General features: G+C 63.4%; 10 protein-coding genes. 3 read left to right on the top strand and 7 right to left on the bottom strand.

Going from position 1 to position 11,560, the window contains the following annotated elements:
* Window positions 1-84 precede the first annotated feature (84 nt).
* From B3361_RS16400 to B3361_RS16390, 3 genes are all read left to right on the top strand, one after another.
* A complete protein-coding gene (locus B3361_RS16400) occupies window positions 85-762 on the top strand; it encodes a hypothetical protein (RefSeq protein WP_054904930.1) in 678 nt (225 codons plus the stop codon).
* A gap of 61 nt (window positions 763-823) precedes the next feature.
* A complete protein-coding gene (locus B3361_RS16395; RefSeq protein WP_082414636.1) occupies window positions 824-1,513 on the top strand; it encodes a hypothetical protein in 690 nt (229 codons plus the stop codon).
* Entirely contained in the window at window positions 1,510-2,133 is a 624-nt protein-coding gene (locus tag B3361_RS16390) for a hypothetical protein (protein ID WP_054904929.1), read from the top strand. The genes B3361_RS16395 and B3361_RS16390 overlap by 4 nt, the downstream gene beginning before the upstream one ends.
* Here the strand turns inward: B3361_RS16390 and B3361_RS16385 are convergent.
* The 7 genes from B3361_RS16385 to B3361_RS16355 form a co-directional block, all read right to left on the bottom strand.
* Entirely contained in the window at window positions 2,130-2,726 is a 597-nt protein-coding gene (locus B3361_RS16385) for a MarC family protein (protein WP_009683262.1), read from the bottom strand. The two genes, B3361_RS16390 and B3361_RS16385, sit on opposite strands and share 4 nt — an antisense overlap.
* Before the next feature lie 65 nt (window positions 2,727-2,791).
* A complete protein-coding gene (locus B3361_RS16380; RefSeq protein WP_054904928.1) occupies window positions 2,792-5,563 on the bottom strand; it encodes a hybrid sensor histidine kinase/response regulator in 2,772 nt (923 codons plus the stop codon).
* A 135-nt stretch (window positions 5,564-5,698) separates the two neighbouring features.
* Window positions 5,699-6,994, bottom strand: a complete 1,296-nt coding sequence (gene purD / locus B3361_RS16375; RefSeq protein WP_054913305.1) for a phosphoribosylamine--glycine ligase — start codon at window positions 6,992-6,994, stop codon at window positions 5,699-5,701.
* A gap of 145 nt (window positions 6,995-7,139) precedes the next feature.
* Window positions 7,140-8,747 (bottom strand): bifunctional phosphoribosylaminoimidazolecarboxamide formyltransferase/IMP cyclohydrolase, encoded by a 1,608-nt coding sequence (purH, locus tag B3361_RS16370; protein WP_054904926.1) that lies wholly within the window; start codon window positions 8,745-8,747, stop codon window positions 7,140-7,142.
* A gap of 81 nt (window positions 8,748-8,828) precedes the next feature.
* Complete coding sequence (fis, locus tag B3361_RS16365) at window positions 8,829-9,149, bottom strand: DNA-binding transcriptional regulator Fis (protein WP_003249693.1); 321 nt, start codon at window positions 9,147-9,149, stop codon at window positions 8,829-8,831.
* Window positions 9,146-10,159: a tRNA dihydrouridine synthase DusB gene (gene dusB / locus B3361_RS16360; RefSeq protein WP_009683257.1), complete on the bottom strand. Its 1,014-nt coding sequence runs from the start codon at window positions 10,157-10,159 to the stop codon at window positions 9,146-9,148. Before dusB ends, fis begins: the two co-directional genes overlap by 4 nt.
* 230 nt (window positions 10,160-10,389) lie before the next feature.
* Window positions 10,390-11,560 (bottom strand): DUF3426 domain-containing protein (locus B3361_RS16355; protein ID WP_286920281.1); only part of this gene is annotated, 1,171 nt, incomplete at its 5' end.

Genomic DNA, 11,560 nt, shown 5'->3' with positions numbered 1-11,560 from the left:
GAAACCCTTCAGCGCGCTGTCTTGCGAGCACGCTGGCTAAGGTGGCTGCCCCTGATTCAGGGGTAACCACCAAGGAGTTTCCCGATGTCTGAAACACAAGCCACTACCCGCGACGCCGCCGTCCTGGTCGAAGGCAACCTGCTTGCCTGTGGCGCGGGTATGTCCGTGCAAAGCCGCCATGACTGCAAGAATGCATACCACTTTGCCACCTTGGTGGCAGACAAAGCCTTCGATGCCGAAAAGCAGAGCAGGGAGTGGTATGACAAGCTCATCGATGTGATGCGTGACCTGGGCTTCACCATCCCCAAGCGCAGCTTCGAGCAGGAAACATCGGCTGAGCTGTCGGTCACCGTCGGCGCCATTGCTGTACGTGCTATAGCCGTTGCCGGCAACGCAATGTTGGGCGGCACCCCACTGGGCAGCCTGGCCAAAAAGGCCTTCGACAAGATGGCCACCGTCGAGAGCGACGCCAAAGTGCTCGACCACAAGCACAAGAACAAGACCCGGGGCATGGTCGGCCTGGCTGCGTGCATCGAGACCGAACAAGGTGATGTGGTCATGGTGATCAGTTGCATCCAGGCGTCTGCCCCGCAGCTGGACGACGACGTGCTGGGCATCCAGTGGAAGCTGAACAAGAGCCGCTACTACGCCGGTACGGCGGTGCTCACCCTCAACAACTTCGTCTACGACAAAGTGCGCGAAACCGTGGAAAACAAACTGGGCGTGCGCAGCGTCGAGAACGTTCTGCAGTACGACATCTGATTGCCTGGCGGCATTTCGCCGATGCCGCCTTTTCGACTCTCCTTGAAATGAGGCAACACACATGGATAAAGCATCCGAGCAACTGATGCTGATCGGTGGCACGGCGTTGGTTTACCCGCAGAGGGCGGGCGAAATACTGCGCCAGGCCGCTTTCGACTCGATACTGTACGCCCAGCTGGTGGCCAACAAGCACGCCGGGTCGCGTTTCGAGCAGTATGACGCCTGGTACGCGGCCAACCGCGAGGCATTTCGCCAATTGGGCTGGATCAAGCTGGCCAGCACCCACGACCTCAAACAGCTGGGGCAACCCGTTCGCAGCACCCAGCCCCAGCCGCTGGAAGCCTGGTTGAAAATGCGCGCGATCAGCCCCGAAGCCCTGCTGAGCACGGTGAGGGCAGGCCTGCGCCGCTCTGCCCAGGGTGTTGGCCATTTGCTGAAATTCAGCGCCCAGGAGCAGGGCCAGCGCTCCAGGCTGGTCGTGGAGGTGGGGCTGCTGAAGGCCGGGCCGACCCTCGATCTTTGCAGCATCACGCTGCAGGTCGACGAGCGTATTTCTGCCGTGCCCTTGGATGTGCTGCTGAGCGAGCAGGTACTCAGGGGCGAAGCCGAGTTCGATGGTATTTCCCTGGCACTGGATAACGGGCGCTTCGAGCACCAGCGCACTGCACTGCAGGCGCTGATGGAGGACAGGAATGCCCGGGGTGACTACCGCTTTGACCCTTATGCGCCAGTAGTGGGGGCAACACCATGACGAACGTTGCCCCTGCGGTAATCGGTGCCGGTATCGTGTCGTTCTTGCCAGGAATGGACGCAGCCCGGGCGAGCAAGGTGAAGCTGGCCCTGGCGATGGCCGAGCGGGCCACGCAAACAGCCTACAGGGAGGGCTTGATCGAGAACTGGTTCGACTACTACCGCAACCAGCTCAAGTTCATGGGCTGGGACTCGGTGTCTCCCGAGCAGGCGCATTGCCCCGACCCGCGCCGTGCCAAACAGACCGATCAGGTTCTGGAAACCATCGCTGACAAGGCGGGGGAGCGCTATGCAACGGCGACCGGGCTCTCCATCCGGAAACTGTTGAGGCAGCCCTCGGTGCTGCGTGAGCTGGAACGGTGTGCATACGAGCGCCAGCATTTCCAGCTACTGCCATGTGCGCCCGCCGGTGCCGGCCGGGTCGACATGGTGCTTTACCATGAGGTCGACCGCCACGCGGCATTCAAGGCTGGCTTCCTCAGCCACAAGCGTAGCCACCGGGTGGTGCGGGCGGAACTGGTGCGGTTCAATGTGCTGGCCTTCGAGAACAGCTTCTTGGGCAAAGTGCAGGAGCGGGTGGTGCAAGCCTCGTTGAACCGTATTCTCGAATACGGCCTTTAAGGTGCCAGGTAGCCCTTGATGCCGGTGAAGATGATCTGTGCAGCCAGAGCGCAGACGAACAGGCCCATCAGCCGGCTGACGATCTGCAGGCCCTGATCACCGAGCAGGCGCTCGATGCGGTGCGACAGGTACAGCACCACACCCACGGTGAAGCTGGCCAAGGCTATGCCGATGATTGCCAGCAACTTGTCGCCCCAGTGCGGTTGGCTGACGCCCATTACCAGCAGGGCGCCGATGGTACCGGGCCCGACGGTCAACGGGATGGTCAGCGGCACGATGGTGACGTCCTGTTGCACGTTGTCGGCCTGTACCGCGGACTTGCCTTGGGCCATGCCCAGCGCAGAAATGAACAGCACACTGCCCGCGCCGATCCGGAAGGCGTCGGCGGTGATGCCGAAAATACCGAAGATCGCCCGGCCGAACAGGTACAGCAGCACGCTGGCGATGAGCGCGGCAAAGGCTACCTTCCAGGCCAGTTGCTTGCGTTCTTTGCTGGAGTGGCCACGGGTCAGGCTGATGAAGCACGACAGCACGAAGAACGGGCTGTAGAGCACGAGCATTTTCAGGTAGACGCTGAACAACTCATGGAGCATGAGCGCGGGTCCTTGGCAAAGTTGGTTGGCGTGGGCTGGGGCTGTGGTGGGCCTGCGCCGGCAGGTCAGGAAATGTGCGCCGGGTCTGTCGCGGCTTCGCGCTGGCTGGCCCAGTACTGAATCAGTTCGCGCAGTTGCGACAACTCCACCGGCTTGGCCATGTGCCCGTCCATGCCGGCCAGCCGCGCGCGTTCCTTGTGCTCGGCAAGAATATGCGCCGTCAGCGCCACCACCGGGGTGCGCTGGCGCTTGTTGGCGGCTTCCCAGGCGCGCAGCTGCCGGGTGGCCGAGAAACCGTCCAGCACAGGCATTTCACAGTCCATCAAGACCAGGTCGTAATGCCTTTCTTTCATGGCCTGCAGGGCTTCCTCACCATTGCTGGCGGTGTCTGGTTGCAGGTTCAGCTTGCCGAGCATGCCGCGTATCACCTTGGTCGAAATGCTGTTGTCCTCGGCCACCAGTACGCGGAAATCTGCTGGCAAGTCCAATGCCTGCGGGACCCCAGGCGGGCTGGCGGGTAGCGCCTGCTCGCGGCCGCGCTGGGCCAGCTCCTCGGCCAGGGTGGTTTTCAGGGTATAACCGGCCACCGGCTTGGCGAGTATCCGTTTGACCCCGGCGTTACGCGCGATGACTTTGCTGGGCGCGTTGCTGATACCGGTGAGCATGACCACCAGAATGTCGTGGTTCAGGCTGGGGTCTTCCTTGATCTTGGCGGCCAGCTGCATGCCGGTCATGCCGGGCATGTTCTGGTCCAGCAGCACGGCGTCGAAGTAGTCGCGCAGGTGCGCCTTGGTGCGCAACAGGGCCAGGGCCTCCTTGCCTGACGGCACCGCGCTGACATTCATGCCCCAGGCACTGCACTGCTGCACCAGCACTTTGCGGCAGGTATCGTTGTCGTCCACTACCAGCACCCGGGCATCGCGCAGCGGGCCTTCGAGGTCGGCCAGGGGCTGTTCCAGGCGCGAAGGGTCCAGCGGCAGGGTCAGCCAGAGGGTATTGCCCATGCCGGTGCTGCTCTTGATGCCGAATTCACCTTGCATCAGGCCGATCAGTTGCTTGGCGATGACCAGCCCCAGGTGGCCGCCCAGCTTGCTGCTGGAGAGGAAATGGTGGCTGTGCAGTTCGGCCTGCAGCAGGGCCTCGCGGTCTGCGGCCGGCAGCGGCTCGCCACTGTCCTGCACGGCAATGCGCAGGCGTGGCACCTCACCACGCTGATCCAGGGCCACCACCAGCAGGATCTCGCCCTGGTCGGTGTTTTTCAGTGCGTTTTCCAGCAAGCTGGACAACGCCTGGCGCAGCCGCGTGGGGTCACCGCTGATGACCCGCGGCACCTGCGGCTGGGTAAAGCTGATCAGCTCGATGTTCTGCTGTTCGGCCTTGGCGCGGAATATGTTCAGGCAGTCCTCGATCAGCGCGTTGAGGTCGAACTGCACATCATCCAGCTCGATCTGCCGGGACTCGAGCTTGGAAATGTCGAGTATCTCGTTGATCAGGGTCAGCAGTTCGTTGCCCGCGCTGTGGATGGTCTGCACGTAGTCGCGCTGCTTGACCGACAACGGCGTGCCCAGCAACAGCTCGGTCATGCCCAGCACCCCGTTCATCGGGGTGCGGATTTCGTGGCTGATCTTGGCCAGGAACTCGGCTTTGGCGTTGATTTCTGCATCGCTGGCAGCCAGTGCCCGGCTGACGCTGAAGCGCTCTTCACTCATGCGCCGCAGGCGCTCGCTGACCGCCAGGTTGAGCAGCAGGCCGCTGGCCACGGCCAGGCCCAGCAAAATGCTCAGTAGCCATGGCGTGGAAGTGCGGGTAAAGCCGAGCAGGGCCGGCAACAGCACCAGGCCACCCAGGTTGAACAGGACCATTGCCAGGCAGAACAGCCGGGCGGGGGCATAGCCCTTGTACCACTGGTAGCTGCTGACCAGCAGCATGCTCACGGTGCCCAGCGCCATCAGGGCGTAGGTCATCAGGTTGAGGGGCAGGGTATCGACGAACAGCAGCACCAGGCCGCTGAGCCCGACCAGCAGCATTTCACCTTGCAGCAAACGGTTCAGCCGGGGGGAATTGCACGGCGAGAAGAAGTGCTGGGTGAAATACAGCCCGGCCAGCCCCGCCAGTACCAAGGTCAGGTAGGCCGCGGGCGTTTGTGCGCTGTGCCAGACATGCCACCACGGGCCGCTGAGGTTCAGCAAGATAAGGCCGCTGAGCAGCATCAGGCCGTGATACAGCGCCAGCACCAGGGAAGTGCTGGAGCGGCTGTAGAGGAAGCGGATCAGGTTGTGCAGGATCAGCATCACCAAACCGCCGAACAGCATGCCGAACAGCAGCGGCTGGCGCTGGTCGGCGGCGGCCTGGGCGGCGGGCTCCAGGCTGATGGCCGGGCGCAGCTGGTGTTCGGACACCAGGCGCAGGTAGATGTCCACCGGTTGCTTGCTGTTGGGCAGGGGGAGTACATGGTCGCTGCCGCGCAGGGTGGGGCTGGCATTGCCGGCCTGGCGCCCGTGGTGCAGCTGACGCAGAAGTTGGTCGCCTTCGAGGGCGTAGAGGTCCAGGCCAGACAGGTCCGGGGCGAAAACCCGCAGCAATTGTTCCTGGTCGCCCGGTTCCAGGCGGTAATGCAGCCACAGGGCTTGTTCTGCCGGTGCGGCATCCAGTTCGGCAAGGATCAGCGGGCTGAACTGGTTACGGTAGCGCTCGGAACGCACGTCGCTCAGTTGCAGGTTGGCCTGTTCATCGAGCAGCACCGACCAGCCCCCGCCATGATCGGCCGCAGCCGGGAACATGCAGAGCAAGGTCAGCAAGCTGACGATAAGAGCTGAGGCAATCCGAAGCCGACGCACTACGAAATCCCTTCTTGGCCGATGTGCCGGGTATCAACTATGCGCGGCGCACCAAGCCGAAGGCAAGGCCCATGGCGGGCCTTGTCGACGAGCCGGGCGCCGGGCGCACAGGGCACCGCGGCGTGCCGGTAGTGGTTACTGCTGGTGTTCACCGCGCTCACGGGCAATGGCCCGGTAGCCGATGTCGGTGCGGTAGAAGCTGCCGTTCCAGCTGACTTCCTTGGCCAGGCGGTAAGCCTGCTGCTGCGCGTCGGCAACGGTGCTGCCCATGGCGGTGGCACACAGCACGCGGCCGCCGTTGGTGACCACCTGGCCATCCTTGAGCGACGTACCGGCATGGAACACCTTGCCTTCGATCTGCGCTGCAGCGTCCAGGCCGTTGATCACGTCGCCCTTGGCGTAGTCGCCCGGGTAACCGCCAGCGGCCAGTACCACGCCCAGGCTCGGGCGTGGATCCCACTGGGCTTCGACCTTGTCCAGCGCCTTGGCGAAGGCCGCTTCTACCAGCAGCACCAGGCTCGACTCCAGGCGCAGCATGACTGGCTGGGTTTCCGGGTCACCGAAGCGGCAGTTGAATTCGATGACCTTGGGGTTGCCCGCCTTGTCGATCATCAGGCCGGCATACAGGAAGCCGGTGTAGACGTTGCCTTCCTCTGCCATGCCGCGCACGGTGGGCCAGATCACCTGGTCCATCACGCGCTGGTGCACGTCGGCGGTAACCACCGGGGCAGGGGAGTAGGCACCCATGCCGCCGGTGTTGGGGCCCGTGTCCTGGTCACCGACGCGTTTGTGATCCTGGCTGGTTGCCATTGGCAGTACGTTGTGGCCATCGACCATGACGATGAAGCTGGCTTCTTCGCCGTCGAGGAACTCCTCGATCACCACACGCGAACCGGCGTCACCGAAGGCGTTGCCAGCCAGCATGTCACGCACGGCGGCTTCGGCTTCTTCCAGGGTCATGGCGACGATCACGCCTTTGCCCGCGGCCAGGCCGTCGGCCTTGATCACGATCGGCGCGCCTTTTTCCTGCAGGTAGGCCAGCGCCGGCTCGATCTCGGTGAAGTTCTGGTAGTCGGCGGTCGGGATCTTGTGGCGTGCCAGGAAGTCCTTGGTGAAGGCCTTGGAGCCTTCCAGCTGGGCCGCGCCCTTGGTTGGGCCGAAGCAGTCCAGGCCGCGGCTGCGGAACAGGTCGACCACACCGATGACCAGCGGCGCTTCCGGGCCGACGATGGTCAGGTCGACGTTCTTCTCGGCGAAGTCGGCCAGTTGCTCCAGGGCGCACACATCGATGGCGACGTTTTCGCACTTGGCTTCGATGGCGGTGCCGGCGTTGCCTGGGGCAACGAAGACTTTTTCTACGCGTGGGTCCTGCGCGACTTTCCAGGCCAGGGCGTGCTCACGGCCGCCGCTGCCGATGATCAAAACTTTCATGTCAAAACCTCGATTCAGGTGACCCCGAGGCGGGCGGGGAACGCTGTGGGAGCGGGCGTGCCCGCGAATGCGGCGGTGAATTCACCATCGTATTCGCGGGCGCGCCCGCTCCCACAGGATCGCCGCTTGCCCGGGGGCCGCGTAATTAGTGGCGGAAGTGACGCATACCGGTGAATACCATCGCGATGCCCGCTTCGTCAGCCGCGGCGATGACTTCTGCATCACGCATCGAACCACCCGGCTGGATCACGGCGCTGATACCCACTTTGGCGGCATTGTCGATGCCGTCACGGAACGGGAAGAACGCATCCGAGGCCATGACCGCGCCCTGTACCTGCAGGCCGGCATGCTCGGCCTTGATGGCGGCGATGCGGGCAGAGTTGACGCGGCTCATCTGGCCGGCGCCCACGCCGATGGTCTGGCGCTGCTTGGCGTAGACAATGGCGTTGGACTTGACGAACTTGGCCACTTTCCAGGCGAATACCAGGTCGTGGATTTCCTGCTCGGTTGGCGCACGTTTGGTAACGATCTTCAGGTCATCGGCAGTGATCATGCCGATATCACGGCTTTGCACCAGCAGTCCGCCGTTGACACGCTTGAAGTCCCAGCCCGTAGCGCGCTCGGCTGGCCACTCGCCGCATTCCAGCAGGCGCACGTTCTGCTTGGCAGCCACTACGTCGCGCGCCGCCTGGGAAATTTTCGGGGCGATGATCACTTCGACGAACTGGCGCTCGACGATGGCCTTGGCGGTTTCGCCGTCCAGTTCACGGTTGAAGGCGATGATGCCGCCGAATGCCGACTCGGTGTCGGTGGCATAGGCCAGGTCGTAGGCCTTGCGGATGCCGCCTTCGTCTTCCGGCACCACGGCCACGCCACACGGGTTGGCGTGCTTGACGATGACGCAGGCCGGCTTGACGAAGCTCTTCACGCACTCCAGCGCGGCGTCGGTGTCGGCCACGTTGTTGAACGACAGTTCCTTGCCTTGCAGCTGCACGGCGGTGGAGATGCTGGCTTCGCCCTTCTTGGCTTCTACGTAGAACGCCGCGCTCTGGTGCGGGTTCTCGCCGTAGCGCATTTCCTGGGCCTTGACGAACTGGCTGTTGAAGGTGCGCGGGAATTCGCTGCGTGCAGCCGTCGACAAGGTCTGCTGGGCCTGGTCGATGGTGCCCATGTAGTTGGCGATCATGCCATCGTAGGCGGCGGTGTGCTCGAACGCCTTGAGCATCAGGTCGAAGCGCTGGGCGTAGGTCAGGCCACCGGCCTTGAGGCCTTCGACGATGCCGGCGTAGTCGCTGGCGTTGACCACGATGGCCACGTCCTTGTGGTTCTTGGCTGCCGAACGGACCATGGTCGGGCCGCCGATATCGATGTTTTCGATGGCGGTCGGCAGGTCACAGCCAGGCTTGGAAATGGTGGCTTCGAACGGGTACAGGTTGACTGCAACCAGATCGATCGGCTTGATGCCGTGCTCGCTCATGATGGCGTCGTCGGTACCGCGACGACCGAGGATGCCGCCGTGGATTTTCGGGTGCAGGGTCTTGACCCGGCCGTCCATCATTTCGGCAAAGCCGGTGTAGTCAGCCACTTCCACCGCGTCAACGCCGTTGTCCTTGAGCAGCTTGTAGGTGCCGCCGGTGGACAGGATCTCGACACCGAGCTGTTGCAGCTCACGGGCGAATTCGAGGATACCGGTCTTGTCGGAGACGCTGATCAGGGCGCGGCGGACTGGCAGGCGGGTAGTCTGGTCGGTCATTTCGGGTTCCAATAACGCGGTGGAGTCAGCAAAAAAGGCGCCTCTGTTCAGGGAGCCGCCTTTTCTGGTTGGGATTCTGTGTTACAGCAAGTCGTACTGCTTGAGCTTCTTGCGCAGCGTGCCTCGGTTCAGCCCGAGCATCTCGCTGGCCTTGGTCTGGTTGCCCTTCACGTAGTTCATGACGCTTTCGAGCAGGGGGGCCTCCACTTCGGAGAGCACCAGGTTGTAGACGTCCGTGACGGTCGCGCCTTCCAGATGGGCGAAGTAATTGTGCAGCGCCTTCTCGACGCTGTCGCGAAGGGTCTGGCCCTCTTCGCTCGGCGTGTTCAGGTGCTGTTTCAGGTTGGCGTTGTCGCTCACGGGCGTTGTTCCACTCACAAAATTCTCGGTCATCATCGTCATGCGGCCACCCCTTGTCCGTCCTCTGTCTCAAGGCTCTGTCGACGCTCGCTGAAAAACGCGCGAACGTTGGCGCACTGCGCTTGTGTGTCTTCCAAAGCGTTGAACCGGGAGCGAAACTCCTTGCCGCCGGGTCGTGTTGCCAGGTACCAGCCAACGTGCTTGCGGGCGATACGTACGCCCATCACATCGCCATAGAAGGCATGCAGCGCGGCCAGGTGTTGCAGCAGAATGTGTTCCACTTCGTCCAGCTGCGGCGCCGGCAGGTGTTCGCCGGTGCGCAGGTAATGCTCGATCTCGCGAAAGATCCATGGCCGCCCCTGGGCAGCCCGGCCAATCAGCAGGCCATCGACCCCGGTGGCATCCAGCACCGCCCGGGCCTTTTCGGGCGACGTGATGTCGCCGTTGGCAAAAACCGGGATCGACACCGCCTGCTTGATGGCAGCGATGGTGTCGTATTCGGCTTCGCCGGTGTACAGGTCGGCGCGTGTGCGGCCATGTACCGCCAGCGCCTGGATGCCGGCCTGCTCGGCAATTTTCGCCACGTTCAGGCCGTTTTTGTTCGCCCGGTCCCAGCCGGTGCGGATCTTCAGGGTCACCGGAACGTCCACGGCGCCGACCACGGCGTGGAGAATTTCGTGGACCAAGGCTTCATCCTTCAATAAAGCAGAGCCTGCAGCTTTGTTGCAGACTTTTTTTGCCGGGCAGCCCATGTTGATATCGATGATCTGGGCGCCTGCCTCGACATTGGCCCGTGCTGCCGCTGCCATCATCTGCGCATCACCGCCGGCGATCTGCACCGAGCGCGGCTCGGGATCACCCTCATGGATGCGGCGCAGGCTCGACTTGCGGCTGTTCCACAGGTTCATGTCGCTGCTGACCATTTCCGACACGACCATGCCTGCGCCCAAGCGCTGGCAAAGTGTACGGAAAGGCTGGTCCGTGACCCCGGCCATGGGCGCGAGGATCAGGTTGTTGCGTAGCGTGTATTGGCCGATGCGTACCGCCGACATAGGTGATCCCTGTTGTGGGGCCGAATCTTGGAGTTCGAAAAAGGGTTGGCATGATACCCGCTCTCGGTGACCGGATAAAGATGGAACTGGATAAAATCTGAACAACCGGGACTGGCGACAAGCGGCAAGTTGCAAGCCACAAGACAAGCAAGCCGACAGCCGGCCTGCTCCGTCTTGTAGCTTGTAGCTTGTAGCTTGTAGCTTGTGGCTTGTAGCTTGAAGCTTGCCGCTTATTCCGGCGAGCGGAAGCTCAGGCTGTAATTGACCGCCTTCGGGCCGGGGTCGAGAATGTCCAGAGCTATGTGGATCGGCGTCTGGCTGGGCATCTCGCCACGCCCCGCCAACTCACCCGACAGGTATTCGCTGGGCTTGAAGCGGCGGCTGGCGATCAACTGGCCATTGAGGTCGGCGAAGCGCAGTTCGAGTAACGGGAATGGCTGGGCAAATGGCGCACGGTTGTAGATGATCGCATCAACGATGAGCGCGCCTTTGAAATCCGGGTGGCTGCGTACCACCAGGTTGCTGCTCTTGATCCGGCCAATGTCGACACGGGTGGGCACCTGGCAGCCGACCAGCGGGCACAGCTGCAGGAACATGGGCCGGTACTGGTCCTGGCGGGCCATTTCGTCGAAGTGGAACCACACGTACTGGAAGGCCAGCAGGCCGGCGGCCAGCAAAGACAGCACGCCCCACAGGATCCGCTTGCCCCAGTTGGGCGCAGGCTTTTCCCAGCCCAGTTGCAGGGGGTCGTCGACCACGTCGACCAGCGGCTCCTTGCGCGGTGTGCGCTCGGGCTTGCCGGCAAGGCCGGGTTCCAGGCGTTCACCGGGCAGCGGTTCGCCAAGCTCGTCGTCACGCGCCGACAGCTGCAGTGGCAGCGGTTCATCGTCGCGCGCGCTCAGGCCTTTTTCCGGGATGTCGTCATCGTCAGTGTGCAGCGGTTCGCCGAGTGTTTCAGGCTCACCGGTTTCGCCAGTGCGCTGCACGGGCGGCTGGTCGTCGAAGTCCAGGTCGAAATTGCTGCCCAGTACGGGCTCGGTGCGCTCGCCAGGGGCAGGCTGCAGGTCTGGCGCCTGTGGCTCTGGCGTCAGCAGCACTGGCGCAGGCTGTGCCTGCAGTGGCGGCTCGAGGGGGTCATCGGTTGCCGTGCCGAACAGGTCGTCCACAGGCTCATCGGCATGCCCCTCATCGCGCCGCGCTTGCAACCCGTCATCCTGCCGGGCGGCGCGTGCCTGCGCCGGCCCCCCACGCCGCTCAAGGCGCTCCAGCTCTTTGTCGAGGTCAAGGGCATCGAGCGCCTCGGCGGTGACGGCCCAGTCATCCCCCGGCGCAGGGCTGTGCGCACTGCTGGCCGCCTCGGGCGGAGCAGGCGTTGCCGCCTCGGCGTCGGGCAGCGCTGGC

Source organism: Pseudomonas sp. UBA6699 (genome assembly GCF_002454615.1).
In the GTDB taxonomy this organism is placed as follows: domain Bacteria; phylum Pseudomonadota; class Gammaproteobacteria; order Pseudomonadales; family Pseudomonadaceae; genus Aquipseudomonas; species Aquipseudomonas juntendi.
The sequence above is the reverse complement of the archived record's forward strand: the minus strand, read 5'-3'. Positions and strand labels throughout refer to the sequence as shown.

What these genes read in the sequence shown, in the direction of transcription:
- B3361_RS16400 (WP_054904930.1), top strand. Translation starts at nt 85, where the DNA reads ATGTCTGAAACACAAGCCACTACCCGCGACGCCGCCGTCCTGGTCGAA.
- B3361_RS16395 (WP_082414636.1), top strand. Translation starts at nt 824, where the DNA reads ATGGATAAAGCATCCGAGCAACTGATGCTGATCGGTGGCACGGCGTTG.
- B3361_RS16390 (WP_054904929.1), top strand. Translation starts at nt 1,510, where the DNA reads ATGACGAACGTTGCCCCTGCGGTAATCGGTGCCGGTATCGTGTCGTTC.
- B3361_RS16385 (WP_009683262.1), bottom strand. Translation starts at nt 2,726, where the DNA reads ATGCTCCATGAGTTGTTCAGCGTCTACCTGAAAATGCTCGTGCTCTAC.
- purD (WP_054913305.1), bottom strand. Translation starts at nt 6,994, where the DNA reads ATGAAAGTTTTGATCATCGGCAGCGGCGGCCGTGAGCACGCCCTGGCC.
- purH (WP_054904926.1), bottom strand. Translation starts at nt 8,747, where the DNA reads ATGACCGACCAGACTACCCGCCTGCCAGTCCGCCGCGCCCTGATCAGC.
- fis (WP_003249693.1), bottom strand. Translation starts at nt 9,149, where the DNA reads ATGACGATGATGACCGAGAATTTTGTGAGTGGAACAACGCCCGTGAGC.
- dusB (WP_009683257.1), bottom strand. Translation starts at nt 10,159, where the DNA reads ATGTCGGCGGTACGCATCGGCCAATACACGCTACGCAACAACCTGATC.